The organism is Segeticoccus sp. (genome assembly GCF_035708005.1).
Map to the genome: position 1 here is coordinate 1 of NZ_DASSTI010000040.1, position 25,867 is coordinate 25,867.

At 73.0% G+C, this 25,867-nt stretch carries 25 protein-coding genes; 15 read left to right on the forward strand and 10 right to left on the reverse strand.

What is annotated here, in order from left to right:
• From VFL99_RS04535 to hemW, 6 genes are all read left to right on the forward strand, one after another.
• Positions 1-462 (forward strand): ComEC/Rec2 family competence protein (locus tag VFL99_RS04535; protein WP_462283432.1); only part of this gene is annotated, 462 nt, incomplete at its 5' end.
• Entirely contained in the window at positions 459-1,460 is a 1,002-nt protein-coding gene (holA, locus tag VFL99_RS04540) for a DNA polymerase III subunit delta (protein WP_325105145.1), read from the forward strand. The genes VFL99_RS04535 and holA, both read left to right, overlap by 4 nt.
• Before the next feature lie 249 nt (positions 1,461-1,709).
• Positions 1,710-1,970 (forward strand): 30S ribosomal protein S20, encoded by a 261-nt coding sequence (gene rpsT, locus VFL99_RS04545; protein WP_158036532.1) that lies wholly within the window; start codon positions 1,710-1,712, stop codon positions 1,968-1,970.
• Positions 1,971-2,067: 97 nt separating this feature from the next.
• A complete protein-coding gene (lepA, locus tag VFL99_RS04550) occupies positions 2,068-3,924 on the forward strand; it encodes a translation elongation factor 4 (RefSeq protein ID WP_325105174.1) in 1,857 nt (618 codons plus the stop codon).
• A 1-nt stretch (position 3,925) separates the two neighbouring features.
• Positions 3,926-4,681: a tRNA (guanosine(46)-N7)-methyltransferase TrmB gene (gene trmB, locus VFL99_RS04555; RefSeq protein ID WP_325105146.1), complete on the forward strand. Its 756-nt coding sequence runs from the start codon at positions 3,926-3,928 to the stop codon at positions 4,679-4,681.
• Positions 4,682-5,105: 424 nt separating this feature from the next.
• Entirely contained in the window at positions 5,106-6,353 is a 1,248-nt protein-coding gene (gene hemW / locus VFL99_RS04560; RefSeq protein WP_325105147.1) for a radical SAM family heme chaperone HemW, read from the forward strand.
• A 60-nt stretch (positions 6,354-6,413) separates the two neighbouring features.
• On the opposite strand, the gene VFL99_RS04565 is transcribed toward hemW, so the two are convergent.
• The 6 genes from VFL99_RS04565 to VFL99_RS04590 all read right to left on the reverse strand — a co-directional run bounded on the left by VFL99_RS04565 (position 6,414) and on the right by VFL99_RS04590 (position 12,585).
• Entirely contained in the window at positions 6,414-6,854 is a 441-nt protein-coding gene (locus VFL99_RS04565) for a DUF4870 domain-containing protein (RefSeq protein WP_325105148.1), read from the reverse strand.
• A gap of 213 nt (positions 6,855-7,067) precedes the next feature.
• On the reverse strand, positions 7,068-7,991 hold the full coding sequence (gene nadC / locus VFL99_RS04570) for a carboxylating nicotinate-nucleotide diphosphorylase (RefSeq protein WP_325105149.1): 924 nt from the start codon (positions 7,989-7,991) through the stop codon (positions 7,068-7,070).
• A complete protein-coding gene (locus tag VFL99_RS04575; protein ID WP_325105150.1) occupies positions 7,988-9,484 on the reverse strand; it encodes an L-aspartate oxidase in 1,497 nt (498 codons plus the stop codon). The genes nadC and VFL99_RS04575 overlap by 4 nt, the downstream gene beginning before the upstream one ends.
• Positions 9,481-10,494, reverse strand: coding sequence for a quinolinate synthase NadA (nadA, locus tag VFL99_RS04580; protein WP_325105151.1), 1,014 nt, complete (start codon positions 10,492-10,494; stop codon positions 9,481-9,483). The genes VFL99_RS04575 and nadA overlap by 4 nt, the downstream gene beginning before the upstream one ends.
• A gap of 161 nt (positions 10,495-10,655) precedes the next feature.
• Positions 10,656-11,630, reverse strand: coding sequence for an NUDIX hydrolase (locus VFL99_RS04585; protein WP_325105152.1), 975 nt, complete (start codon positions 11,628-11,630; stop codon positions 10,656-10,658).
• A 67-nt stretch (positions 11,631-11,697) separates the two neighbouring features.
• Positions 11,698-12,585: a DUF3097 domain-containing protein gene (locus VFL99_RS04590; protein WP_325105153.1), complete on the reverse strand. Its 888-nt coding sequence runs from the start codon at positions 12,583-12,585 to the stop codon at positions 11,698-11,700.
• 227 nt (positions 12,586-12,812) lie between these two features.
• Here VFL99_RS04590 and hrcA point away from each other — a divergent pair, with 227 nt between their 5' ends.
• From hrcA to VFL99_RS04605, 3 genes are all read left to right on the forward strand, one after another.
• A complete protein-coding gene (gene hrcA / locus VFL99_RS04595; RefSeq protein WP_325105154.1) occupies positions 12,813-13,847 on the forward strand; it encodes a heat-inducible transcriptional repressor HrcA in 1,035 nt (344 codons plus the stop codon).
• Between the two features lie 71 nt (positions 13,848-13,918).
• Complete coding sequence (dnaJ, locus tag VFL99_RS04600; protein WP_325105155.1) at positions 13,919-15,043, forward strand: molecular chaperone DnaJ; 1,125 nt, start codon at positions 13,919-13,921, stop codon at positions 15,041-15,043.
• On the forward strand, positions 15,040-15,783 hold the full coding sequence (locus VFL99_RS04605; RefSeq protein ID WP_325105156.1) for a 16S rRNA (uracil(1498)-N(3))-methyltransferase: 744 nt from the start codon (positions 15,040-15,042) through the stop codon (positions 15,781-15,783). Before dnaJ ends, VFL99_RS04605 begins: the two co-directional genes overlap by 4 nt.
• A gap of 1 nt (position 15,784) precedes the next feature.
• On the opposite strand, the gene VFL99_RS04610 is transcribed toward VFL99_RS04605, so the two are convergent.
• Together VFL99_RS04610 and VFL99_RS04615 are read right to left on the reverse strand one after the other, a co-directional pair.
• Positions 15,785-17,059: a Gmad2 immunoglobulin-like domain-containing protein gene (locus tag VFL99_RS04610; RefSeq protein WP_325105157.1), complete on the reverse strand. Its 1,275-nt coding sequence runs from the start codon at positions 17,057-17,059 to the stop codon at positions 15,785-15,787.
• Entirely contained in the window at positions 17,056-17,616 is a 561-nt protein-coding gene (locus VFL99_RS04615) for a SigE family RNA polymerase sigma factor (protein WP_325105158.1), read from the reverse strand. Before VFL99_RS04615 ends, VFL99_RS04610 begins: the two co-directional genes overlap by 4 nt.
• A 98-nt stretch (positions 17,617-17,714) precedes the next feature.
• Here VFL99_RS04615 and VFL99_RS04620 point away from each other — a divergent pair, with 98 nt between their 5' ends.
• The 5 genes from VFL99_RS04620 to era are packed head-to-tail and all read left to right on the forward strand — an operon-like array spanning position 17,715 to position 22,165.
• On the forward strand, positions 17,715-18,077 hold the full coding sequence (locus VFL99_RS04620) for a histidine triad nucleotide-binding protein (protein ID WP_325105159.1): 363 nt from the start codon (positions 17,715-17,717) through the stop codon (positions 18,075-18,077).
• Positions 18,078-18,100: 23 nt separating this feature from the next.
• Complete coding sequence (locus VFL99_RS04625) at positions 18,101-19,213, forward strand: PhoH family protein (RefSeq protein WP_325105160.1); 1,113 nt, start codon at positions 18,101-18,103, stop codon at positions 19,211-19,213.
• Between the two features lie 52 nt (positions 19,214-19,265).
• The gene (ybeY, locus tag VFL99_RS04630) at positions 19,266-19,817 is read left to right on the forward strand and encodes an rRNA maturation RNase YbeY (protein ID WP_325105175.1); all 552 of its coding nucleotides are present in this window, start codon (positions 19,266-19,268) and stop codon (positions 19,815-19,817) included.
• Positions 19,818-19,826: 9 nt separating this feature from the next.
• Positions 19,827-21,209, forward strand: coding sequence for a hemolysin family protein (locus VFL99_RS04635; protein ID WP_325105161.1), 1,383 nt, complete (start codon positions 19,827-19,829; stop codon positions 21,207-21,209).
• Positions 21,206-22,165, forward strand: coding sequence for a GTPase Era (gene era, locus VFL99_RS04640; RefSeq protein ID WP_325105162.1), 960 nt, complete (start codon positions 21,206-21,208; stop codon positions 22,163-22,165). The genes VFL99_RS04635 and era overlap by 4 nt, the downstream gene beginning before the upstream one ends.
• Positions 22,166-22,191: 26 nt before the next feature.
• Here era and VFL99_RS04645 read toward each other — a convergent pair whose 3' ends face one another.
• Both VFL99_RS04645 and VFL99_RS04650 read right to left on the reverse strand, forming a co-directional pair.
• Positions 22,192-23,391, reverse strand: a complete 1,200-nt coding sequence (locus VFL99_RS04645; protein WP_325105163.1) for a M4 family metallopeptidase — start codon at positions 23,389-23,391, stop codon at positions 22,192-22,194.
• A gap of 63 nt (positions 23,392-23,454) precedes the next feature.
• On the reverse strand, positions 23,455-24,513 hold the full coding sequence (locus VFL99_RS04650; protein ID WP_325105164.1) for an Lrp/AsnC family transcriptional regulator: 1,059 nt from the start codon (positions 24,511-24,513) through the stop codon (positions 23,455-23,457).
• An 89-nt stretch (positions 24,514-24,602) separates the two neighbouring features.
• On the opposite strand from VFL99_RS04650, the gene VFL99_RS04655 reads away from it, so the two are divergent.
• Positions 24,603-25,835 (forward strand): M20 metallopeptidase family protein, encoded by a 1,233-nt coding sequence (locus VFL99_RS04655; RefSeq protein ID WP_325105165.1) that lies wholly within the window; start codon positions 24,603-24,605, stop codon positions 25,833-25,835.
• Positions 25,836-25,867: the final 32 nt, after the last annotated feature.

Sequence of the window (25,867 nt, forward strand, 5' to 3'; positions counted from 1 at the left end):
AACGCGGCCAGCCTCGTCCTGCGCCTCGAGGTGCGCGGCCTCGCAGTGCTGGCTCTGGGCGACCTCGGCCGGGACGAGCAGCGTCTGGTCGCCGGCCGGCTCGCCGCGGGGCTGGCCCCGGTCGACGTGGTCAAGGTCGCCCACCACGGGTCGCGCGACCACGACCCGGGGCTGTACCGAACGGCGGCCGCCGCGGTCGCGCTCGTCTCCGTCGGCCGCGACAACCGGTACGGGCACCCGCACCCCGATCTGCTGGCCAGCGCCACGGCCGCGGGCACGCGGGTGCTGCGCACCGACCGGCACGGCGTCGTGGCGCTCCTGCCGGGCGCCGGAGACGGCGCCGAGGGAGGTCAGCGGGTCGCGGTATGGTGTGAGCAGTCCTGCCCGGCGACCGTCGGAGCGGCCCTCGGCCGCCCCGCGCCCCGGGCAGCCGTCATCGACCTGTCGAGAGGGGCACCGTGACCGCCACGAGGGCAGCCCGCGCACGCATCAGCACCGCCGCCTGGCACGAGGTGCAGCCCGCGCCCGTCGTCCTGCTCTCCGGTCCGGAGGACCTCATCGCCGACCGGGCGCGGGACCGTGTGCGCGAGACCGTCCTCGCGCGCGGCGAGACGGAGACGAGCGAGCTCGACGCCCACGACTACGCCCCGGGCAGTCTCCTGTCGGTCGCCTCCCCCTCGCTGTTCGCCCAGCCCCGGCTCATCCTCGTCGACCGACTCGAGCAGATGAGCGACGCGTTCCTCGCCGACGCGCTGGCCTACCTCGAGGCGCTGGACCCAGACGTGACCCTCGTGCTGCGACACCGGCGCGGCAATCGAGGCCGGCGCCTGCTCACCGCGGTGCGCGCCCTCGACCAGGCCGTCGAGGTGTCCTGCGACGAGCTCAAGCGCGACGACCAGAAGCGCGACTTCGTCCTGCACGCGCTCGGTTCCCGTGGCGTGCGCATCGAGGCGGACGCCGCGCGCTCCCTGGTCGACGCGTTCAGCGCAGACACGACCGAACTCGCCGCGGCCTGCCGTCAGCTCGCCGACGACGTGGGCGGGACGATCACGCGCGCCGACATCGACCGGTACTTCGGCGGCCGCGTGGAGACCACCGGGTTCGCCATCGCGGACGCGGCGCTCGCCGGTCGCGGCGCCCAGGCGCTCGTGCTGCTGCGGCACGCCCGCCAGCAGGGGATGAACGCGGTGCCCGTCGTCGCGGCCATCGCGATGAAGGTGCGCCTCATGGCCGCGGTGTGCGAGGTGCACGAGGCCCCGCAGCGGCTGGCCCAGCGTGTCGGCGCCGCCCCATGGCAGGTCCGTCGCGCCCAGCAGGACGCCGCCCGGTGGCATCCGGGCGCGCTCGCCCGGGCGGTGCGCGCCGTCGCCGCCACGGACGCCGCGGTCAAGGGAGGCGCCGCCGACGCCGGCTACGCGCTGGAGCGGCTCGTCCGCGTCCTCGCCGCCCGCCGCCCCTGACCGGCGGGCACCGGGGCGCCCGGCGCGGCGGATGACCTACTCCTCGGGGAGGCCCACCGTCGGGGAAGTCCGGCGCGGGGTGTCGCGACACGGCCGGGGAGGCTCGGTCTGGGAAGTCGCGACACGGGTGGCTCGGCTTGAGGCGACCGCACCCAGCTGCTAGCATCGGCTCTTGGCCTGCACACCGCGAGGTGTGATCCGCCCGAGACCATCCGGCCGGGCGCATCGAAGACTGACAGAAAGACGACAGTGGCGAACATCAAGTCCCAGAAGAAGCGCATCCTCACCAACGCCAGGCGCACCGAGCGCAACCGCGCCGTGAAGAGCGAGCTGCGCACGCTCGCCCGTCGCACCCGCGAGGCCGTCGTCGCCGGTGACCGCGAGAAGGCCCAGGCCGCGCTCCTGCTCGTCTCGAAGAAGCTCGACAAGGCGGTGACGAAGGGCGTGCTCCACAAGAACACGGCCGCCAACCGCAAGTCGAAGCTCGCCAAGCAGGTCAACTCGCTCTGAGTCGGCCCGTCCACCGTCGAAGGCCCGCCCTCGTGCGGGCCTTCTGCATATCGAGCGTCCATCGAGCCAGACCCGCAGGGAGGAACGCGTGCCGAGAGTGACCGAGGAGCAGGCGCGGCTGATCACGCCCGCCGCGACCGATCCCGCCCGCATCCGCAACTTCTGCATCATTGCCCACATCGATCACGGCAAGTCGACGCTCGCCGATCGAATGCTGCAGCTCACCGGCAGCGTCGCCGAGCGCGACATGCGCGCCCAGTACCTCGATCGCATGGACATCGAGCGCGAACGCGGCATCACGATCAAGAGCCAGGCGGTGCGGATGGCCTGGGCGAGCGGCGGCGAGCCGTACGCGCTCGACATGATCGACACCCCTGGCCACGTCGACTTCACCTACGAGGTCTCCCGCTCCCTCGCCGCATGCGAGGGCGCCGTGCTGCTCGTCGATGCCGCCCAGGGCATCGAGGCGCAGACGCTGGCAAACCTGTACCTCGCCCTCGAGCACGACCTGGTCATCATCCCGGTGCTCAACAAGATCGACCTGCCGAGCGCCGACCCCGACCGCTTCGCCCGCGAGCTCGCCGACCTGATCGGCGGCAGCCCCGACGACGTGCTGCGTGTCTCAGGCAAGACCGGCGAGGGCGTCGCCGAGCTGCTCGACGCGATCGTCGAGCGGGTGCCCGCCCCGCGGGGCGATCCCGATGCCCCGCCCCGCGCGCTCATCTTCGACTCCGTCTACGACGCCTACCGCGGCGTCGTCACGTACGTGCGCATGGTCGACGGCCGGCTCGCCCCGCGCGAGCGGGTGCAGATGATGAGCACCCGGGCCTCCCACGAGGTGCTCGAGATCGGCGTAAGCTCGCCCGAGCCGCAGCCTACCGCGGGCCTCGGCGTCGGCGAGGTCGGCTACCTCATCACCGGGGTCAAGGACGTCCGCCAGTCCAAGGTCGGCGACACCGTCACCGACCACGCGACCCCCGCCGCCGAGCCGCTGCCCGGCTACGACGAGGCGAAGCCCATGGTCTTCTCAGGCTTGTACCCGCTCGACGCGAGTGACTACCCGGAGCTGCGCGAGGCTCTCGACCGGCTTAAGCTCGAGGATGCCGCGCTCGTCTACGAGCCCGAGACCTCGGTGGCGCTCGGCTTCGGCTTCCGCTGCGGGTTCCTCGGCCTGCTGCACCTGGAGATCATCACCGAGCGGCTGCGCCGCGAGTTCGGCCTCGACCTCATCGCCACCGCCCCGAGCGTGATCTACTACGTCACCGGCGAGGATGGCCGCACCGTGCGGGTGACGAACCCGAGCGAGTTCCCTGACGGCAAGGTCGTCGACGTGCAGGAGCCGATCGTGCGGGCGACCATCCTCGCGCCCAAGACGTACGTCGGGGCGATCATGGAGCTGTGCCAGAGCCGCCGCGGCCGCATGGAGGGGATGGAGTACCTCAGCGAGGAGCGCGTCGAGCTGCACTACGTCATGCCGCTGGGCGAGATCGTCTTCGACTTCTTCGACCAGCTGAAGAGCCGCACCCAGGGGTACGCCTCCCTCGACTACGAGGCCGCGGGCACCCAGAGCGCCGATCTCGTCCGCGTCGACATCCTGCTGCAGGGCGAGCGGGTGGACGCGTTCAGCGCGATCGTGCACCGCGACGCCGCCTACGCGTACGGCACCCGGATGACGAAGCGGCTCAAGGAGCTCATCCCGCGCCAGCAGTTCGAGGTGCCCGTCCAGGCCGCGATCGGCGCGCGCATCATCTCCCGCGAGACGATCCGGGCACTGCGCAAGGACGTGCTCGCCAAGTGCTACGGCGGTGACATCAGCCGCAAGCGCAAGCTGCTCGAGAAGCAGAAGGAGGGCAAGAAGCGGATGAAGATGGTCGGTCGGGTCGAGGTGCCCCAGGAGGCCTTCATCGCCGCCCTCTCCAGCGACGCCTCCTCGACGGACAAGGGCAAGAAGTAGCGTGGCCGCCTCCACCTCGTCGGCGTCCACGCCGGCGGAATCGTCGCTGCCGCCGTCCGTCACCCGCCCGCAGCCCCCGTCGTTCGCCCGCCGCGACGGCCGGTTGAGCCGGCGGCGCCAACGTGCCTGGGACCAGCACGGTGAGCGGTTCGTCCTCGAGGTGCCCCGCGCCCGGGCCACCACGTCCGTGGCGCCGCACCACGCCTTCGACCAGGCCGCCGAGTACGGCCGACTCGCCCCGCTCGTGGCCGAGATCGGCTCCGGCGGGGGAGAGGTGGTGGCCCACGCCGCGGCCGAGCACCCGCAGTGCGACTTTCTCGCCGTCGAGGTCTATCGGCCCGGCATCGCCCAGACCCTGTCCCGCCTCGCCGCGCAGGAGCTGGACAACGTCCGTCTTGTCCTCGCCAACGCCGTGGACGTCGTGCGCACGATGCTGCCGGCCGGCAGCGTGAGCGAGGTCTGGACGTTCTTCCCCGACCCGTGGCCCAAGGCCCGCCACCACAAGCGCCGGCTCGTGGACGACGAGTTCGCCTCGCTGGTGGCCCGGGTGCTGCGGCCCGGCGGGGTGTGGCGGCTGGCGACCGACTGGGCGGACTATGCCGACCAGATGTGCGAGGTCGCCTCCCGCTCGCCCGACTTTGCCAACCGGTATGCCGGGCTCGCGCCGCGGTTCGCGGGCCGGCCGATGACCCGCTTCGAGGTGAAGGGCCTCGCCGCCGGGCGCGCCGTGCACGACCTGGAGCTCACCCGCCGCTGACCCACCCGGCCCGACCGCGACTGACCACCCGGTGTGTGGCGTGTCGGGGTGGCCCCGGGCCCCGAAACGCCACCGACGGGGTCGTCGGTGCCGGATGGGGGGCCCAGACAAGGGTGTGGCCCCGGGCAGTATGAGTGCTCGGGGCCACGAGACCGGGATGATGGCCCAGTCGGCGCGATTGGACTCATATGGCTCGCTCCGTCGCATCATCGAAGCGGATGACGGGACGAACCCGTCCGGCGTAATCCATGTTGTCCATCCGGCCCGCTGCCCGTTGCCGGGTGCGTACCCACCGTTGTAACCCCGAACCCTGAGGCCGGCAAGGGGTTTGGCCAAAGAGTTCACGGGTGCGCTCCCCGCACCGGCGTGTCCCGCACGACACGCCGGGAGACCAGCTCCGGGAACGGATGGGACAATCGTCGGTATGCCGAGTGCCCTCCCCGACGGCGAGCCCGCCCCGCCGTCCGGCGAGCTCCCCGAGCAGGCCTTGGCGCAGCTCGGTCGGCCCGGGCGACCGTTCGGCGTCTACGTCCACGTGCCGTTCTGCTCGGTGCGCTGCGGCTACTGCGACTTCAACACCTACACCCTGACCGAGCTCGGCGTGCACGGCGCGAGCGTGGCCACCTACGCCGAGGCCGCGCTGGCCGAGCTCGACCTCGCCGTCACGGTGCTGGGCGACCGGGCGCCCCAGGCGGAGACGGTCTTCTTCGGCGGCGGCACGCCGACCATGCTGGCGGCGAGCGACCTCGTGACGGTGCTGCACGGCATACGAAAGCGGTTCGGACTGGCGCCCGACGCGGAGGTGACCACCGAGGCCAACCCCGACTCGGTGAGCGCCGAGTCCCTGCAGGAGCTGGCCGACGGCGGGTTCACCCGGGTGAGCCTGGGGATGCAGTCGGCGGTGCCGCACGTGCTGCGCACCCTCGAGCGCACCCACGACCCGGCCAACGTGGCGCGCGCCGTGGCGGCCGCCCGCGGGGCCGGGCTCGGGGTGAGCGTGGACCTCATCTACGGCACGCCGGGGGAGTCGCTGGCGGACTGGGGCACCAGCCTGGAGGCGGCGACGGCGCTCGCGCCGGACCACGTGTCGGCCTACGCGCTCGTCGTCGAGGAGGGCACGAAGCTGGCCGCGCAGGTGCGGCGCGGCGTCGTGCCGGCACCGGAGGACGACGACGAGGCGGCGAAGTACGAGCTCGCCGACGAGGTGCTCCGGGCCGCGGGGTTCCAGTGGTACGAGGTGAGCAACTGGGCCCGCACCGAGGCCGACCGGTGCCGGCACAACGAGGGCTACTGGGCCGACGGGGACTGGTGGGGCGTCGGCCCCGGTGCGCACAGCCACGTGGGTGGCGTGCGCTGGTGGAACGTCAAGCACCCCAACGCGTTTGCCGCCAGGCTGGCGGCCGGTCAGTCGCCCGCGGCCGGTCGCGAGCTGCTCACCACCGACCAGCAGTATGACGAGCGCCTCCTGCTCGCGACCCGTCTGGTGGACGGCCTGGACCTGGCCGAGCTGCGGCCAGAGGGACGGGCCGCCGTGGCCGGTCTCGTCGCCGAGGGACTCGTCGACGGGCCGAGCGCGGTGGCCGCGGACAGCACCCGGCCGCGGCGGGTCGTGCTGACCCTCCGCGGCCGGTTGCTCGCCGACACGGTGGTGCGTCGGCTGCTCGGTCTCTGAGCTCCTGCCTGTCTGGGCTTGTTCCGGTCCGTCCGGGCTCCGAGCTGTCTGTCCCCGCGGTCAGCGCACGAAGCGGATGGTGAGGGGATAGCGGTACTCCTGGCCGTTGTTCGCCGCCACCGCCGCCACGATCTGCAGCACGATGCTGCCGATCCACAGCAGCGGCAGCAGGACGATGCCGATGAGCACGACGATGAGGATCGCCGCGATCGCGTAGCCGATCAGCAGCGTCAGCTGGAAGTTCAGCGACTCGGCCGAGTGCATGCGCACGAAGGCACCGCGGTCCTTGTAGATCAGGTAGACGACCAGCGACCCCAGGAACGGCAGACCGACGAGCGACCCGACGAACGGCGCGAGGTGGGCGATCATGCCCCAGGTGCGCTGGTCCTGTGGCGACATCGGAGTGACATAACCGGCGCCGGGCGGGGGCGGCGGATAGGGCTGGCCCGGGTAGGGCCCCTCGGGCCCGGGCGGCGGGGTGTGCTGCGGTTGCTCGCTCATGCTTCTCGGTGTTCCTCAGGCGGTGTGACGTCCCCCGTGACGGGTGCCCGGCGGCGCCGGACGTGACCATTCTGGCCGGAATCGGCCCGCCGAATCCATGAGGGACGTCCCTGACGCGCCCCTGACGGCCGGCTTCGACGACCCCGATGCCGGTGCGGGCATCGGGTGAGCGGGGCTAGTGAGGGGCCGGTGAGCCGGCCCGCGGATCCGGCCTCAGGTCAGGTCGAGGGCGACGTCGAGCGACGGCGCGCTGTGCGTCAATGCCCCGGAGGAGATGAGGTCGACCCCGGCCTCGGCAACGGCCGTCGCGGTGGCCGCGGTGATGCCGCCGGAGGCCTCGATCAGGACCGGCGCCGGGTGCGTCCGCACGAGCGCCACCGCGGCGGCCAGCACCTCGGGCCCCAGGTTGTCGAGCAGCACCGCGTGCACGACGGGTGCCGCACCGGCGGCCAGCCGTGCGGCGTCGGTCGCCAGGACGGTCCGGAGCTGCTCCAACGTGTCGACCTCGACCTCGACGCGGACCAGGTGCCCGGCACGCCGCGCCAGCCGGTCGAGGACGGCCTCGAGTCCGCCGGCGAGCCCGAGGTGGTTGTCCTTCACCAGGATCGCGTCGTACAACCCGAACCGGTGGTTCACCCCACCGCCGTCGACGACCGCACGCTTCTCGGCGGCGCGCAGCCCGGGTGTCGTCTTCCGCGTGTCGCAGACCCGCGCCCGGGTGTGGGCGACCAGGTCGGCCATCCGCCGGGTTGCCGTCGCCACGCCGGACAGGTGCCCGACGAAGTTCAGCGCCACCCGCTCACCGGTCAGGATCGAGCGCGCCGGCCCCTGCAGCCGGGCCACGTGGTCGCCTGCCGCGAGGGGTGCCCCGTCCGCGCGCTGGAGGGTGACCTGCACGGCCGGGTCGAGCTCGGCATACGTCTGGGTGAGGAAGGCGGTGCCGGACAGCACGCCCTCCCCCCGCGCCACGAGGTATGCCGTGCCGCACGCGTCCGCGGGCACCGTCGCCGTGGTCGTGAGGTCACCGGCCGCGGCGAGGTCCTCGGCGAGGGCGGTCCGCACGAGCGGTGGGACGTCCGACGGCACGGTCGTGGGGGCCGGCCCGGTCTGCGGTCGGGTGATGAGCGTGTCGGTCATGCGAAGGCTCCTTCGGCAGCTGGGTGTCGCGCCGGCGCGGCGGCCTCGTCGGAGCGGCGGTGGCCGCCGCAGCTGGTCCGGCGGCGCCGTGCCGCGTCGGTGATCAGCCAGGCCACGAGGGCGTGGTCGTCGTGCAGGTGCGGCTCGAGGGCTCGGGCGGCGGTGCCCAGTCCGTCCTCGTCGCGCAGCACGCCGACGTGTGCGCTCAGGAGGGCGCGGACCGCCTCGAGTGAGGGGGCGCGTCCCTGCGGCTCCGGCACCACCGGGAGCCGGCTGGCGCGCTCGGGCGGGCACCACGACAGGTCACCGGCGCCCGGCTCGGAGGCGAGGTCGCGGGCGACCGCTTGTCCGGTGGCGGCGGCCTCGAGCAGGGAGTTCGAGGCGAGCCGGTTGGCTCCGTGCAGGCCGGTGCAGGCGACCTCACCCGCGGCCCACAGTCCCGGCACGTCGGTCCGGCCGCGGGCATCGGTGAGCACACCGCCCATGTGGTAGTGCGCGGCGGGCCGGACCGGCAGCACGCCCTGCCGCGGGTCCAGGCCGAGCTCGGCACAGACCGTCATCAGGCCGGGGAACCGCTCGGGGAGGCGCGGCACGGACCGGACGTCCAGGGCCACCGGGCGACGGCGCCGCAGCTGCTCCCAGACCGCGGTGGCCACGACGTCCCGCGGCTCCAGCTCGTCGACGAAGCGCTCCCCGTCGGCGAGCAACCGCCCCCCGGCGCCGCGGAGCGCCTCGGTGAGCAGCGGCATCGGGTCCCGGCCGACGTCGAGGGCGGTCGGGTGGAACTGCACGAACTCCAGGTCCGCGAGCGCGGCGCCGGCCCGCGCGGCCAGTGCCAGCCCGTGCCCGTGCGAGCCCAGCGGGTTGGTGGTGTGGGCGAAGATCGCCGCGGCGCCGCCGGTGGCGAGCACCACGCGTCTTGTCCGGATCCGCTGTGTGCCAGCGGTGCTCGTCAACGACACCCCGGTGACGGACCCCGCATCGTCCACCTCCACCCCGGTGGCGCGGGTGTGCTCCAGCAGGGTCACGCTCGGCAGCCGGCTCACGACCTGGACCAGCGTGCGGGTGATCCCGGCGCCGGTGCGGTCACCGTCGACGTGGACGATCCGGTGCCGGCCGTGACCACCCTCGAGCCCGAGCACCAGCGAGCCGTCGGCGCGCCGGTCGAACGGCACCCCGAGCGCGACGAGCAGCTCCACGACCGAGGGCGCCGCGCCGGTGATGCGGCGGACGGCTGCCGGGTCGCCCAGGTGGGCGCCGGCGGCCAGGGTGTCGGCGGCGTGCAGCGCGGGGTCGTCCTGCGGGTCGATCGCGGCGGCGAGGCCGCCCTGGGCCCAGCCGCTGGCGGTGCCGACCCCCAGCGGACCGGCCGAGACGAGGACGCACGGCTCCGGGGCCAGCGCCCAGGCCGTCATCAGACCGGCCAGGCCGGAGCCGATCACGACCGGCAGTCCGTCCAGCTCGGTCGCCCGCCCTGGGTCGCAGGCGCTCACGAGAGCTCCAGCATCCGCTCGATCGCCCGACGCGCCGCGGGCGCCACGGCGGGGTCCACGCAGACCTCCGGCCGGCCGCTCTCGAGGGCGGCCCGGATCCCCGCCAGCGTGCTGCGCTTCATGTGCGGGCACAGGTTGCAGGGGCGGATCAGCTCGAGACCCGGGTTGGCGGCGGCGATGTTGTCGCTCATCGAGCACTCGGTGATCAGGGCCACCGTGCGCGGCTGGTGCTCCTGCACGAAGGCGCCCATCTGGGCGGTGGAGCCGGCCAGGTCCGCCTCGGCCACCACCGACGGCGGGCACTCCGGGTGCGCCAGCACGGTCACCCCGGGGTGGTCGCGGCGCAGCTGCCGGATGTCCTCGGCCGTGAACCGCTCGTGCACCTCGCACCGTCCCGCCCACGTGATGACCTCGATGCCGGTGCGGTCGGCGACGTTGCGGGCGAGGAACTCGTCGGGGATGAGGATGACGCGGTCGGCGCCCAGACCGGCCACCACCTTCTCGACGTTGCCGGAGGTGCAGCAGATGTCGCTGACCGCCTTCACCGCCGCGGTGGAGTTGACGTAGGTCACGACCGGCACGCCCGGGTGCTCGGCCCGGAGCGCGAGCACGTCGGCGGCGGTGATGCTGTCGGCCAGCGAGCAGCCCGCCCCGGCATCGGGCACCAGCACGGTCTTGGCCGGGTTGAGCAGCTTGGCGGTCTCCGCCATGAACGGCACGCCCGCCAGCACGATGGTCGAGGCCTGCACCGACTGGGCCTGCCGCGCCAGGGCCAGGGAGTCACCGACGAGGTCCGCGACGCCGTGGAAGATCTCGGGCGTCTGGTAGTTGTGCGCCAGCACGACCGCGTCCTTCTCCTGCTTGAGCCGCTCGATGGCGACCACGTCCTCGGCGAAGGCCGCCCACTCGACCTGGGGGATGACGTGCGCGACCCGGGCATACACCTCCCGGGTCTGCGCGACGGCCGCCGCGGTGTGCCCGCGGGCCTCGACCACGTCCGTGACACTCATCCTGAACTCCTTATGTTCATACTGAGTAAATCAAGCCGAGCATAATCCGGTGGTGCACGGCGTGGACGGGGCGACGGCGTGGCCTGCGTCACACCGGCGCCGCTGTGCCCCGCGCCCGTCCGCGGTGACGGGAGGAGTGTCGGCCTGGGGGAGCGGTCCGGTCAGGTGCTGCGGGGCAGGGGCAGCTTCGTGCCCACGTGCCGGCGCTCGCGGAAGACCTCGCTGCGGTAGCGGTACAGCCGCGCCGGGCGTCCTCCGGTGTTGCGTGCCACCGCGCCGGTCGGCTCGACGAGCCGGTGCTGCTGCTCCACGAGGCGGCGGAAGTTCTGCTTGTGCACGACCTGACCGGCCAGGGCCTCCACGCAGGTCTGCAGCTGCCCGAGCGTGAACTCCTCCGGCACGAGCTCGAAGATCACCGGCCGGTACTGCAGCATCGACCGCAGCCGTGCCACGCCGGTGGCGAGGATGCGCCGGTGGTCGTGCAGCATCGGCATCCCGCTCGCCGCAACTTCCGACCGGCCACGGTCCCCAGCAGGTATGCCCGACCCGGCGCGTTCGCTGTCCGCCGCACCTGCCGCGGTGCCTCCGGCTGCGCCTCGGTCGGGTGCCGACTCGGCGACGAGCCCGGCCTCCCAGAGCAGCTCGTAGCGGTGCAGGGCCAGCTCCGGCCGCCACGGGTCGCCGCCCAGGCCGAAGGCGTGCGCGACGCGTTCGCGGCGCAGCGGTGCCAGGCCGGGGTCGGCCTCGGCCCAGGCTCGCAGGGGTTCGGCCAGCTGCCCGGCGAGGGCGATGCCGGTGGCGGAGCGGCGGTCCTCCCAGGGCAGGTGGACATACCAGGGGTTCCATGCGCTGGCGTCGGTCTGCCGGTGGGTCAGCGCGAGGTAGGAGATGGCCACGCTGCGGTCGGCTGCTCCGGAGCGGCCGCGGTCGGCGAAGGTGTAGAGCTGCTCGGCGTAACCCAGCTCGTGCCCGGTCTGCTCGGCGGCCCAGGCCCGCATCCCGGCCTGCAGCGACCGGTGCTCGGGCTCCAGCGGGCCGTGCGGCAGCGCGGCGGGCTCGCCGGAGGCGAGCACGAGCGGCTCTCCGTCGGCCACGGTGGCGACGACGGCGACGAGCTCGGCGCTGACCAGGTTCATGCGTGGTCCACGGGGCGGGTCTGGCTCACGGCTACTGGCTCACGGGTGCTGGCTCACGGGTGCTGGCTCACGGGTGCGGGGAGGCGTCCGCGGTCACGAAGTCGATGAGCTCCTCCACGCGGCCGAGCAGCTCGGGCTGCAGGTCGGCATACGTCCGGACCGTGCCGAGGATGCGCTGCCAGCCGCGTGCCACGTCTGCCTGCGTGTCGTGGGGCCAGCCCAGCTCGGCGAGGATCCCGTGCTTCCAGGATCGGCCACGGGGGATCACCGGCCACCGCGACCAGCCCAGCCGCTCGGGACGCACCGACTGCCACACGTCGACGTAGGGGTGCCCGACGACGAGCACGTGGTCGGCATACCGGCGCAGGGCCCGCGCCTCGTCCACGAGCCGCTGCTCCTTGGTGCCGGCCACGAGGTGGTCGACGAGCACGCCCATGCGACGTCCCGGGCCGGGCGCGAAGTCGCGGATCACCGCGGCGAGGTCGTCCACGCCGTCCAGCATCTCCACGACCACGCCCTCGAGGCGCAGGTCGTCACCCCAGACCTTCTCGACCAGCTCCGCGTCGTGCTTGCCCTCCACGAAGATCCGTGAGGCCGAGGCGACCCGCGCCCGGGCGCCGTGCACCGCGCGGGAGCCGCTGGCCGTGCGCGCGGCGGCCTGACGCGCCTGGGTGGTGGCCGCCCGTGCCGCGGCCGTCGGCGGGGTCAACGTCACCGGCGCGCCGTCGAGCAGGAAGCCCGGCCCGAGCCGGAAGCCCTTGGTCCGGCCCCGCCGGTCCTCGAGGTGCACGACATGCATGCCGCCGGCCTTCTCGACGCGGACCACGGCGCCGCACCAGCCGGTCTCGACGTCCTCCACGACCAGTCCCGGCTCGGCCTCGACGGGCCGGCTGCGACCGCGCACCGGGGCACGCCAATCGCCGGCGAGGACGTCAGAGCCGTAGCGATCGTTCACGCAGGCGAGCGTAGGCCGACCCTCCCGCGGGGGCCGCGAGGACACACCACGCCCGCGGCGTGATCGTGGGGAAACCGGCCAGGCGGCGCGGCGAACGTCATGCTCGTGTCCCGTCAGCGGGTCCGCCCGCCCGCGTCACCACGGGCGCCACCAGGCGGAGCACGTAGACTTGGCACTCGGCATACCTGAGTGCCAAGCGACGTTGCGGCGACTGGGAGGTGAAGCTCGTGAACGAGGACCGACGGCTGTCGGTGCTGCGCGCCATCGTGCAGGACTACGTGCGCACCTCCGAGCCGGTGGGCTCCAAGTCGCTGCTCGAGCGGCACCAGCTCGGGGTCTCCGCGGCGACGGTGCGCAACGACATGGCGGCCTTGGAGGAGGAGGGCCTCATCTCGGCCCCGCACACCTCCGCGGGTCGCATCCCGACCGACGCCGGCTACCGGATGTTCGTGGACCGGCTGAGCTCGATCAAGCCGCTGAGCCGGGCCGAGCGCGCGGCGATCGCGCAGTTCCTCGAGGGCGCGGTCGACCTGGACGACATCGTCGAGCGCACCGTGCGGCTGCTGGCGTCACTGACCCACCAGGTCGCCGTGATGCAGTACCCCTCGCTGACCCGGTCCCAGGTGCGCCACATCGAGCTGGTCCCGTTGGGACCGCAGCGCCTGATGCTGGTGCTCATCGTGGGCACTGGGCGGGTCGAGCAGCGCGTGCTCGACACCGAGGACCTCGTGGCCGACCTGACCACGCCCCGCGGCGAGCAGGTCGTCTCCGACCTGCGCGGCCGCCTCAACGGCGAGGCAGCCGGCCGGATGCTCACCGAGGCGGCGGAGCGGCTGCAGTCCCTGCCCGAGCAGTTCGACCCGGAGTCGCGCGAGCTGGCCCGCCGGGTCGTCCAAGCGCTCGACGACGCGCTCGTCGAGGAGCGCGAGGAGCGGGTGGTGCTGGCGGGCACCGCCAACCTGGCTCGGGTCGGGCCGGACTTCGCCCTGAGCATCGGTCCGGTGCTCGAGGCACTGGAGGAGCACGTGGTGCTCCTGAAGCTGCTCGGCCACATCCGCGGGGCGGACGACTCGGTCGTCGTCAGCATCGGCGCGGAGAACCCGCACGTCGGGCTGCGCAGCGCCTCCGTGGTGAGCACCGGCTACGGCAGCGGCCGGCTCGCGGGGCTGGGTGTCCTCGGACCCACCCGCATGGACTACCCGACGACAATGGCGGCAGTCCGTGCCGTCGCGCACTATGTCTCCGACATCCTGGACTCGTGAGGATGGTGACTGCAGGTGCGCCACCGACCGGTATGAACGACACTGATCTCCAAGGCTGACAAGGACTTTCGTTGAACGACTACTACCAGGACCTCGGCGTTTCCCGAGACGCGAGCGCGGAGGAGATCAAGCGGGCCTACCGCAAGCTGGCCCGCCGGCTGCACCCCGACGTGAACCCGGGACCCGAGGCCGAGGAGCAGTTCAAGAAGGTCTCGCAGGCCTATGACGTGCTCTCCGACCCGGAGAAGCGGCGCGCCTTCGACATGGGCGCCGACCCCTACGGGGGCCAGGAGGGCGGTTTCGGCCAAGGGTTCTCGTTCAGCGACATCATGGACGCCTTCTTCGGCGCCGGTGCCGCCGGCGGGGGCCGCGGCCCCCGCTCTCGGCGCATGCGGGGCCAGGACGCGCTGCTGCGCCTGGACATCAGCCTCGCCGAGGCCGTGTTCGGCAGCGACCAGGAGATCACCGTGGACACCGCGGTGGAGTGCTCCACCTGTCACGGTGCCGGCACCCAGCCGGGCACGGACGTGCGCACCTGCGAGATCTGCGGGGGCCGCGGCGAGGTGCAGCAGGTGCAGCGCTCCTTCCTCGGGCAGGTCATGACCTCCCGCCCGTGCACCGCCTGCCAGGGCTACGGCACCGTGATCCCCAACCCCTGCTTCGAGTGCTCCGGCGACGGGCGGGTACGCACCCGCCGGCCGCTGAAGATCCGCGTGCCCGCCGGTGTCGACACCGGCACCCGCATCCAGCTCTCCGGGCGCGGCGAGGTCGGTCCCGGTGGCGGCCCGCCCGGGGACCTCTACGTCGAGGTCGCCGTCGAGCAGCACCCGACCTTCCAGCGGCGTGGGGACGACCTGCACTGCTCGGTGGAGCTGCCGATGACCGCGGCGGCGCTCGGGACGAGCATCAAGCTCGACACCTTCGACGGGATGACCGACGTGGACGTGCGGGCCGGAGCCCAGCCCGGCGACGTCGTGACGTTGCGCGGGCAGGGCGTGACCCACCTGCGCGGCACCGGTCGTGGCGACCTGCTCGTGCACCTCAGCGTGCAGACGCCCACGCACCTCGACGCCGAGCAGCAGGACCTGTTGCGCCAGCTCGCGGCTGCTCGTGGCGAGGAACGCCCCGAGGGGCGGCTCGCCCCCGTGCAGACGGGGCTGTTCGGCAAGCTGCGGGGCGCCTTCACCGGCAAGTGACCGCCCCCCTCTTCCTGCTCGAGCCGGGCGCGCTCGACGGCCTCACGGCGGGGGCGTCGTTCACCCTCGACGGTGCCGAGGGGCGGCACGCCGCGACCGTCCAACGGCTCGCGCCCGGCGAGCTGCTGCTGCTCGCCGACGGCGCCGGCCTGGTCGCCACCGCCACGGTCACCGCCCGCGAGCAGGCCGCCCTGCACCTGTACGTCGACGTGGTCGAGCGGCAGCCCCCGCCGGAGCCGCGGTTCGTCCTCGTCCAGGCCCTGGCCAAGGGCGACCGGGACGAGCAGGCGATCGAGGCGGCGACCGAGCTCGGCGTCGACGAAGTGGTGCCCTGGCAGGCCGAGCGCAGCGTCGTCGTCTGGCGTGGCGACCGGGCCGACCGGGCCCACGCCAAGTGGCGCAAGGTCGTCCGCGCCGCCGCCAAGCAGTCGCGCCGGGCCCGGGTGCCCGAGGTCGCGCCGCACGCGCGCCTGCGGGACGTCATACCGCGTCTTGAGGCGGCCACGCTGGCCCTGGTGCTGCACGAGGACGCCACCGAGCCGCTCGCCGGCGTTGAGCTGCCGGACCGGGGCGAGGTCGTCGTGGTCGTCGGCCCCGAGGGAGGGATCACCGACACCGAGCTGGCGGCGTGCACGCAGGCGGGCGCGCGGCCGGTGCGGCTGGGACACACCGTGCTGCGTTCCTCCAGCGCCGGCCCGGCCGCCCTCGCGGTGCTCAGCGCCGCCGCGCGCTGGCGCTGAGTCAGCGCACGCGGAACGTCGAGCTCGTCTCCGCGGCCACCGAACCGTCGGCCGGACTGGTCGCCAAGACCCGCAGCGTCCAGGTCCCGCTGGGCAGCGTGCCGAGATCGAGTTGCCAAGTGCCCCGCGTCGGACAGGCGCTGCTCGCCGTCGTGTGCCCCGACCGCACCACCGCGCTGTTCCCGTTCCCGGCTCCTGCGACGTCGCCGCTGTTCCCGTTCGCGGCTCCTGCGACGTCGCCGCTGGCACGCAGCAGCTCCCACGACACCCCCGCCTCGAAAACGCACGCCTGCCCCTGCGCGGTCACGTCGCTGCCCGCGCCGAGGGTCGCGCCGGGCGCCGGCGCCGTGATCCACAGCGGCGCCAGGTCCTCGAACGCCTGGCTGGGCCGGGTGTACGTCGCGTCGGTCGGGTAGGCCCCGAACAGCGCCGTCGAGCCGTCGGCCACCGTGAACGTCACCGGCAGGTTCCCCCGGCCCAGCGCGGCCTGCGCCGTCCACACCAGCTGCTGCACCGCCAGCCGCGTCTCGTCCCCGGTCATCGAGCCGGTCCGGCCGGCCCCGGTGAGCGACACCTGGATGCCGTTGCCGGTCACCGTCACCCCCGCGATGCTCACGTCTCGCCACGGATCGAGGTATGCCGTGCCGGGCACCTGTCCGCGGGGAGACACCGCGAGGTCCAGGGCCGCCCGGACGGTGTCGGCGGCGCTCGGCGTCGCGGGGGCTGTCGTGGCGAGGAACTGCCGGTAGAGGCCCACCCCGTCTGCCCCTCCGGTGCTGCCCACGAAGTAGACCGGCACGGTGACCGCCCGTGTGCCCGCGGTGCCGGGTCCGGACGTCGCCGAGCCCGTGGACGGGACCGAGGCGGTGCCGGCGGAGGGTGCGGGCGCGGTCCCCCCGGGTGGGGTGGACGGGACCGGCAGCCCGGTGGGGAAGGGCGAGGGCAGCGCGGTGCCCGTCCGGGTCGGCGCCGGGATCTCGTCGGGTCCGTGCGTGCCGCCGGTGGGCAGGCGAGGGTGCTCCGTGCGCGAGGTGGAGGTGCCGGGCAGCGGGGGCGCTGCCCGGTGCTCCTGGCTCAGTCCCCAAGCCCCGCCGGCGAGCACCGCGGCCACCGTCGCGGCAGTGGCGATCGTGAACCAGCGCGGGCGCCGCTCCTGCTCGGTCGCCGCAGCTGCGGCGCGGATCTGCTCGAGCCGGTCGTGCGGCGTGATGCCGGCCGCCTCCCGTTCCAATGCCCGCCGGAGGGCGCGTTCAAGGTCCTGCTCCTCGCCGCTCACGGCCGGTCCACCTCCTCCATGGAGCGCAGCGCCTCCAGTCCCCGGTGGGCGTGCACCTTCACCGATCCGGGCGAGATCTGCAGGGCGTCGGCGATCTGCGCCTCGCTCAGGTCCAGGTAGTAGCGCAGCGTCAACACCTCTCGTTGCCGGCGGGGCAGGGCCGCGAGGGCTTGGCACAGCCGGTCCCCCGTGTCGTGGTCGAGGGCGTGCTGCTCGGCGCTGGCGACCGTGCTGCGCGAGCCCAGGTCGCGGCGGGTGTCGTCGGGCAGGCTGCGCAGGTGCCGCTCCTCGACGCCCCGGTGCCGGAGCACCGACCGGGAACCGTTGACGACGCAGCGGCGCAGGTAGGCCAGCGCCTGCTCGGGCTCGCGCAGCAGGTGCCATCGGTGGTGCATCGCGACGAAGGCGTCCTGCACGGTCTCCTCGGCGACCTGCTGGTCACGCACGAGCAGGTAGGACAGCCGCACGAGGGAGTGCCAGTGGGCCGCGTAGAGGTGCGTCAGGGCATCGTCGGCCGACCACCGGACGGTGGCGGTCGCGACCTCACGCGGGGCCACGGTCAACCTTCCCACGCCTGGTGCACGCGCGAGGCCGACTTGGGGTTGACCGGTGTGCTCGCCGCCCGGGTCAGCGTCGGCTCGGTAGGGTCACCGTCATGAGCGAGACGGCCCCAGGCGCGGCGGACTGCCTGTTCTGCAAGATCATCGCCGGTGACGTCCCGGCGGACGTCGTGCACGAGACGGACACGACCGTCGCGTTCCGCGACATCGACCCCCAGGCGCCGACCCACGTGCTGGTGATTCCCAAGCGGCACGAGCCGGACCTGGTCGCGCTCGCGACTGCCGACCCGGGCGCGGCCACCGATGTGCTGCGGGCGGTCGGCGACGTGGCCGCGCAGGAGCAGCTGGGGGAGGGTTACCGCAGTGTGTTCAACACCGGCGCCCTGGCCCAGCAGAGCGTCTTCCACGCGCACGTCCACGTGCTCGGCGGTCGGGCAATGACGTGGCCGCCGGGGTGAGCGGCCCGTAGACTGTCCCCACGATGAGTGAAGACCGACCCCCGGCCGAGGAGCGGGCAGCCCTGACCCCGCAGGACTCGCACGGCGAGCGCCGGCCGCCACGCCACACGATCGTCATCCCGCCCGAGGTCCCGATGGTGACCCTGCTGGGCCCTCGCGACGAGTTGCTGCGCACGATCGAGCGGGCGTTCCCGCAGCTCGACGTCCACGTGCGCGGCAACGAGTTCCGGCTGAGCGGCCCGACGTCCGACGCCGCCATGGTGGAGCGGCTGGTCGACGAGCTGCTCCAGGTGATCGAGGCAGGACAGCAGCCGAACCGGGACGCCGTCGAGCGCTCGATCGCGATGCTGCGAGCGCAGACCACTGAACGCCCGGCCGACGTGCTGACGATGAACATCGTCTCCAACCGTGGTCGCACGATCCGCCCGAAGACGTTGCACCAGAAGCGTTACGTGGACGCGATCGACCAGCACACGATCGTCTTCGGCATCGGTCCCGCGGGCACCGGCAAGACCTACCTGGCCATGGCGAAGGCCGTCGCCGCGCTGCAGGCCAAGGAGGTCAACCGGATCATCCTCACCCGCCCGGCAGTCGAGGCGGGGGAGCGCCTCGGGTTCCTGCCCGGCACGTTGAACGAGAAGATCGACCCCTACCTGCGTCCCCTCTACGACGCCCTGCACGACATGGTCGACCCCGACACGATCCCGCGGCTGATGGCTGCCGGCACGGTCGAGGTCGCTCCGCTGGCGTATATGCGCGGGCGTACCTTGAACGATGCGTTCATCATCCTCGACGAGGCCCAGAACACCTCCGCCGAGCAGATGAAGATGTTCCTCACCCGCCTCGGGTTCGGCTCCAAGATGGTGGTGACCGGTGACGTGACGCAGGTGGACCTGCCGGCCGGCACACACTCCGGCCTGCGCGTCGTCCGGGACATCCTCGTCGACGTCGACGACGTCCACTTCGCCTACCTCACGTCCCAGGACGTCGTGCGACACCGGCTGGTGAGCGCGATCGTCGATGCCTACGGCCGGTGGGACGCCGATCACCGCGAGGACGCCGGCGAACGTGGCGTGCGACGGGGCCGCCCCCAGGGGCGCTCGGCGGCAGCCGCACGGCCCGGCGGTGGCCGATGACCGACAGCGACCATCGGCCCCGTTGCGGCGCGCCCTCAGCGAGGGGGTGCCGGTGAGCATCGAGGTGCTCAACGAGACCGACGCATCCGTCGACGAGCTGGAGCTGGTCGATTGCGCCCGCTACGTGATGGGTCAGCTGCGGGTCCACCCGCAGGCCGACCTGTGCCTGACCTTGGTGGACGAGGCGGCGATGGAGGTCCTGCACCGGCAGTGGATGGACCTGCCCGGCCCCACCGACGTGATGAGCTTCCCGATGGATGAGCTGCGTCCCGGACGGGAGGGGCAGGAACCGCAGGAGGGCGTCCTCGGCGACATCGTGCTGTGCCCGTCCGTGGCGGCCAAGCAGGCCGCCGAGGCGGGGCACGCGACCGAGGAGGAGCTGCTCCTGCTCACCACCCACGGCATCCTGCACCTGCTCGGCTACGACCACGCCGAGCCGGAGGAGGAAAAGGAGATGTTCGAGCTGCAGCGCACGTTGCTGCTCACGTTCCTGGCCGGGCGCAGCAGGCCGTCAGACGTGGCCGGGCGCAGCAGGCCGTCAGACGTAGCCGGGCGCAGCAGGCCGTCAGACGCGTCGGGACGCGGCCGGCCCTCGGCGCCGTAGGCGGCCACAGTGGTCACCAGACTGGTCCTCGCGGCGCTCGCCGGCGTCGTGGTCGCCTTCGTGCTCTCCGCCGCGGAGTCGGCGCTGTCGCGTACCTCCCGACACCACGCCCAGGACCTCGTCGAGGAGGGCCGGCGCGGTGCCGAGGCGCTGCGCGTCGTCGCCGCGGACAGCGCTGCCTACCTGTCGGTGACGGCCTTCGTGCGCGCCGTCGCCGAGGCCGCCGTGGCGGTGTTCCTCACCCTCGCCGTGGTGAACCTCGTCGACGGCTTCTGGTGGACGCTGCTGATCAGCATCGGTGTCATGGCGGTGCTGTCCTTCGTCGTCGTCGGGGTGTCACCGCGCACCCTCGGCCAGCAGCACGCCGACACCGTCGCCCTGTGGGCCGCGCCTGTGGTCGTCGGCCTGCGCCGGGTGCTCGGCCCTGTCGCCCGCGTGCTGATCCTCGTCGGCAACGCGGTGACCCCCGGCGGGGGCTACCGGCACGGACCGTTCCAGTCCGAGGCCGAGCTGCGCGACCTCGTCGACCTGGCGGGGGAGACGGCGCTGATCGAGGCCGGCGAGCGCGAGATGATCCACTCCGTCTTCGAGCTGGGCGACACCTTGGTGCGCGAGGTCATGGTGCCGCGCACCGACATGGTCACGCTCGACAGCGACCGGACGCTGAAGCAGGCGATGTCGCTGTTCCTCCGCTCCGGATTCTCCCGCGTGCCCGTCGTGGGCGAGGGACCGGACGACGTGCTCGGGCTGCTGTACTTCAAGGACGTCGCGCGCCGCGTCAACGCCGACGCCGAGGCCGGCTCGCTGCCGGTCACCCGGCTCGTGCGGCCGGCCATGTTCGTTCCCGAGAGCAAGCCGATCGACGACCTGCTGCGGGAGATGCAGCGCGACCAGAACCACGTCGTCGTCGTCATCGACGAGTACGGCGGCACGGCCGGTCTCGCCTCGATGGAAGACATCATCGAGGAGATCGTGGGCGAGATCGCCGACGAGTACGACCGCGAGGCCCCGGGTGTCGAACCGCTCGGTGACGGGTCGGTGCGCGTCCCGGCGACCATGTCGGTGGACGACCTCGGCGACCTGTTCGACGTCACCATCGACGACGACGAGGTCGACACCGTGGGTGGCCTGCTGGGCAAGGCGATCGGCCTGGTGCCGATCGTCGGCTCGCACGCCGAGGTCGCGGGCCTGTCGCTCACTGCCGACCGGATGGCCGGGCGTCGGCACCGGGTCGCCACCGTGGTCGTGCGCCGGGTCTCGGGCGACCAGGACGCTTCCTCGGGGACCTCGGCCCCCGCGGGCGAGGGACGGACCGAGGCGAGCGTGGGCCGGCACGGAGGCGATCGGCATACGGGTGGCATGCTGTCGGGCACCAACGAGGAGGCGTCATGACACCCACGGGGCAGGCGGGCCCGACGGCGCAGGAGGGTGAGGGGAAGCCGGAGTTCCGGGCCGGGTTCGCCTGCCTGGTCGGCCGGCCCAACGCGGGCAAGTCGACGCTGACCAACGCCCTGGTCGGGCAGAAGGTCGCGATCACCTCCAGCAAGCCGCAGACCACGCGACACGCCATCCGTGGCATCGCCACCACGGCGGACCACCAGCTGATCCTCGTCGACACTCCCGGGCTGCACCGGCCACGCACGCTGTTGGGGGAGCGCCTCAACGACCTCGTGCGCGAGACGCTGCTCGAGGTCGACGTCGTCGGGTTCTGCATCCCGGCAGACCAGCGCGTCGGCCCCGGCGACACGTTCATCGCCAAGGAGCTCGCCGACCTGCGCCGATCCGGCCGGCGTCCCGTCGTCGCCGTCGTCACCAAGACCGACCTCGTCGACCAGGAGCGGCTCGTCCAGCAGCTCATCGCGGTCGACCGGCTCGGCTCGTGGGACGAGATCGTGCCCTGCTCGGCAACACGTGGGGACCAGGTGGAGGAGGTCGCGCAGGTGCTGGCCTCGCACCTGCCGGTGTCCCCGATGCTCTACCCCGACGGGGTCCTCACCGACGAGCCCGAGGCGGTCATGATCGCCGAGCTGGTGCGGGAAGCCGCGCTCGAGGGGGTGCGCGACGAGCTGCCGCACAGCCTCGCGGTGGTGGTCGAAGAGATGGTGCCGCGCCTCGACCGACCCGAGGACGACCCGCTGCTCGACGTGCGGGTCAACGTCTTCGTCGAACGGGCCAGCCAGAAGGCCATCGTCATCGGGCGTGGTGGGTCCCGGTTGCGCGAGGTCGGCAGCAACGCCCGCCGCGGGATCGAGGCCCTGCTCGGCCAGCGCGTCTACCTCGACCTGCACGTGAAGGTCGCCAAGGACTGGCAGCGCGACCCGAAACAGTTGCAGCGCTTGGGTTTCTGACCGCCGCCCGGAGCCGGCCCCGCGGCTCAGCCCTGCAGCACCTCCACCTGCACCCACGCGTCCTGCACCGCCTGGGCCTGGGTGCTGTCGGCGCCGAACCGCTTGCCTGCCGCGTCGACCGTCGCCTGGGCGAAGCTGGCGAAGTCGACATCCTTCGCGATCTGCCCACCGGTGAGCACGTCGTACCAGACCTGCCCGGCGCCCTCCCACGTGTGACCCCCGATGCTGGTGGCCGCGAGGTAGAACGCATGGTTCGGGATGCCCGAGTTGGTGTGCACCCCACCGTTGTCGTGCTGTTCGTCGTGCGGCAGGTCCACGTAGCCGGCCATGGTCGCGGGCTGCGGGTCCTTGCCCAGGTGCGGGTCGTCGTATGCCGTGCCCGGCGCCTTCATCGAGCGCAGCGCGACACCGTGCACCTTCTTGGTGAACAGCCCCTCACCGATGAGCCAGTCGGCCTGCTCAGCGGTCTGGCCCAGGGCCATCTGCTTCACGCAGGAGCCGAAGGCGTCGGAGACCGACTCGTTCAGCGCGCCGCTCTGCCCGACGTAGGTCAGGCCCGCGGTGTACTGCGTCACGCCGTGGGTCAGCTCGTGGCCGATGACGTCGAGGCAGCCGGTGAACTCGTGGAAGTAGACGCCGTCCCCGTCGCCGAAGACCATCTGCTCGCCGTCCCAGAAGGCGTTGTCGAACTTTTCGCTGTAGTGCACGCTCGCCACCAGGGTCAGCCCCTGGCCGTCGACCGAATTGCGTTCGTAGGCGGTCCAGTAGAACTCCCACGTCTGCCCGAGGCCGTCGTAGGCCTGGTTGACCGGCGGGTTGTTCGACGACTGCTCGCCCTCCCGGCGGACCAGCAAGCCGGGCAGGTCCGTGCCGTGCTGCGCGTCATAGATTTCGCGCCGCGGCCCGAGCACCTCCGGCCCCGGCTCCTGGGGTGCCTGCTGCGCCTCGACGCTGGTGTCGCTGCCGGTGGGCTCCTCCCGGCGGTGCTGCTCGGCGCGTTCCTGCACCTCCGGCGGGATGAACCCGGTCGCACCCGGCTGCCGCCGGCCCTCCTCGCCCGGGCGGCTGCGGGCTGTGCGCACCTGCCGTCGCTGCTGCAACGGCCCCAGGACGTCGAGGGTGCGCCGGGCGCACTCGGCCACCTCGAGGTCCTCGTGCCGGGCGAGCGCCTGGAGCAGGTAGGGCGGGATGATGAGGCAGCGATGCGGTGCAGGCAGCGTCGTCATGTCCCACACGGTCCCGCCGACCACCGACATCGGCAACCGCGGCACCTCCCGGCGGCCGGGCACTCACGCGTAGAGGACCTCGGGCGCGACGACCTCGCCGGTGCAGCGGCTGTCCGGGTGGAGCAGCCATCCCATGCGCTTGAGCTGGCGCAGGGTGACGGTGCTGCCGCGCAGCTCGAGCCAGGGCAGCCGCTCGGCGAGCAGCCGTTCGATCCGCAGCAGGTCCGGCAGCGACTCGGCCCACACCGTGAAGTAGAGGTTGGCCTCGCCCGTGGTGGTCAGGCACAGGCGCAGCTCGGGCAGCGTCGCCAGGGCCCTGGCCGTCCGGTCGTGTTCCGCGGTGGGGACCCGAGCCTGCCAGTTGCACACGATGGGCCAGCGGGTGTGCTCCTGGGCCACCTCGCAGCGAAACGCCAGTCGGCCGGACGCGATGACGGTCGCCAGCTGGCGACGCACGGTCGCGGGGTTGCGCCCCGTGGCGCGGGCCAGGTCTGCCGCCGTCGCCCGGCCGTCCCGGGCCAGCTCCTGCACGATCGGGCGCAGTCGCACCGGCATCGGCGCGTGCCCGGCCCCCGGCCGCCGCCCCTCGATGTGCGCGCGGTGGGCGACTGCCTCCAACGCTGCGCGCTGGGAACCGTCGAGCGCCCTCAGGCGCCAGCTGCTGCCCTGCCGGTGGACGGACGTGGCGAGGTAGGAACGCTGGTTGGCCACGCCCTCCACCGCCCCGAGGTCGTCCAGCACGAACCGGGACAAGGCAGTCAGGTCGGTGGCGATGATCGTGAGCAGCAGGTCGCAGCCGCGCGCCGCCTCCTCGACCGACGCGACGCGCGGGTCGGCACACAGCGCTCGGGCCACGCTGCTGCGCTCCCCGGGCAGGCAGTCGACCTCGACCATGGCGATGACCTCGTCCCCGGCTCCTGCCGGGTGGACCGTGACCCACGCGAGGCCCTCGTCCCGCAGTCGGCTCCACCGTTGCGCGAGCGACTGCGGGGTGGCATCGAGGACGCGAGCCGCCTCCGCCCAGCTGATGCGCGGAGCGATCTGCAGTGCATGGATGAGTGCGAGGTCCCGCTCGCCCAACGTGGGACGATGCGCGGAATCGAGGCTGTGAGCGACCTTCACTCACGAATCGTACGTTCTGGTCAGTAACAACGCCTGTTCCTGAAGACTTCGTCATCACATCAGCACGGTTATCAGCCAGGAGGGCACCCATGGACCTACGCGACGACGCGACGAGCATGCAGGATGAGCTCGCGCGGTTGCGTCACGACCTGCACCGGGAGCCCGAGATCGGCCTCGCCCTGCCCCGCACCCAGGAGAAGGTCCTGGGCGCGCTGGCCGGCCTACCGCTCGACATCTCCACGGGCACCGGGACGACCTCGGTCACGGCGGTGCTGCGTGGGTCCGGCGCCTCGGGGGCCGACGGCGCGGCGCCGGTCGTCCTGCTGCGCGGGGACATGGACGCCCTGCCGGTGACCGAGCGGGTGGACGTGCCCTTCCGCTCCCAGGTCGAGGGCGCCATGCACGCCTGCGGGCACGACCTGCACACGTCCATGCTCGTGGGGGCCGCCCGACTGCTGTCGACGCACCGGGACCGTCTCGACGGCGACGTGGTGTTCATGTTCCAGCCCGGTGAGGAGGGCTGGGACGGGGCCGGGGTGATGCTCCGCGAGGGCGTCCTCGACGCCGCCGGGCGGCGCGTCGACGCGGCCTTCGGCATGCACGTCTTCTCCGCCTTCGCCGACCGGGGCAGCTACCTGACCAAGGCCGGCCCCATGATGTCCGCGTCGGACGAGCTGCACGTGACGGTGCACGGCGCCGGCGGCCACGGCTCGATGCCCTACCGCGCCAAGGACCCGGTCCCCGCCGTGGCGGAGATCGTCATGGCCTTGCAGGCGATGGTGACGCGCCAGTTCAACGTGTTCGACCCGGTGGTGCTGACCGTCGGCCAGCTGCACGCCGGAACCAAGGCCAACGTCATCCCCGACGACGCTCGCCTCGAGGCCACCGTCCGCACCTTCTCGGCGGAGGCGCAGGAACGGATGGCCGAGGCGGCGCCGCGCCTGGTCCGCCAGGTGGCCGCCGCGCACGGCCTCGAGGCCAGCGTCGAGTACCGCCACCAGTATCCGGTGACCGTGAACGACGTCGCGGAGACTGCCTTCGCCGCGGACACGATCACCGAGGTGTTCGGGCCCGAGCGGCACGTGGACATGGCGGTGCCCCTCGGTGGCTCCGAGGACTTCTCGCGGGTCCTGGACGAGGTGCCGGGAAGCTTCGTCTTCCTGGGCGCGACCAGCGAGGGCAGGGACCCGGCGACCGCGCCGATGAACCACTCTCCCCTGGCCTCCTTCGATGACGCGGTCCTGGCCGACGGTGCCGCGCTGTATGCCGAGCTGGCCGTCCGCCGGCTCGCAACCCTCTCGGCCGGCAACCGCGCGGCCTGACCACTGCCACAGCAATCCCTCCCACAGCAAAC

Excerpts from the sequence above, each read along its gene's own strand:
- nadC (WP_325105149.1), bottom strand. The coding sequence starts at position 7,991 with ATGACCGACACGCTCATCACCCGACCGCAGACCGGGCCGGCCCCCACG.
- VFL99_RS04585 (WP_325105152.1), bottom strand. The coding sequence starts at position 11,630 with ATGAACCTGGTCAGCGCCGAGCTCGTCGCCGTCGTCGCCACCGTGGCC.
- nadA (WP_325105151.1), bottom strand. The coding sequence starts at position 10,494 with ATGAGTGTCACGGACGTGGTCGAGGCCCGCGGGCACACCGCGGCGGCC.
- VFL99_RS04565 (WP_325105148.1), bottom strand. The coding sequence starts at position 6,854 with ATGAGCGAGCAACCGCAGCACACCCCGCCGCCCGGGCCCGAGGGGCCC.
- VFL99_RS04620 (WP_325105159.1), top strand. The coding sequence starts at position 17,715 with ATGAGCGAGACGGCCCCAGGCGCGGCGGACTGCCTGTTCTGCAAGATC.
- VFL99_RS04655 (WP_325105165.1), top strand. The coding sequence starts at position 24,603 with ATGGACCTACGCGACGACGCGACGAGCATGCAGGATGAGCTCGCGCGG.
- VFL99_RS04625 (WP_325105160.1), top strand. The coding sequence starts at position 18,101 with ATGAGTGAAGACCGACCCCCGGCCGAGGAGCGGGCAGCCCTGACCCCG.
- VFL99_RS04645 (WP_325105163.1), bottom strand. The coding sequence starts at position 23,391 with ATGACGACGCTGCCTGCACCGCATCGCTGCCTCATCATCCCGCCCTAC.
- hemW (WP_325105147.1), top strand. The coding sequence starts at position 5,106 with ATGCCGAGTGCCCTCCCCGACGGCGAGCCCGCCCCGCCGTCCGGCGAG.
- era (WP_325105162.1), top strand. The coding sequence starts at position 21,206 with ATGACACCCACGGGGCAGGCGGGCCCGACGGCGCAGGAGGGTGAGGGG.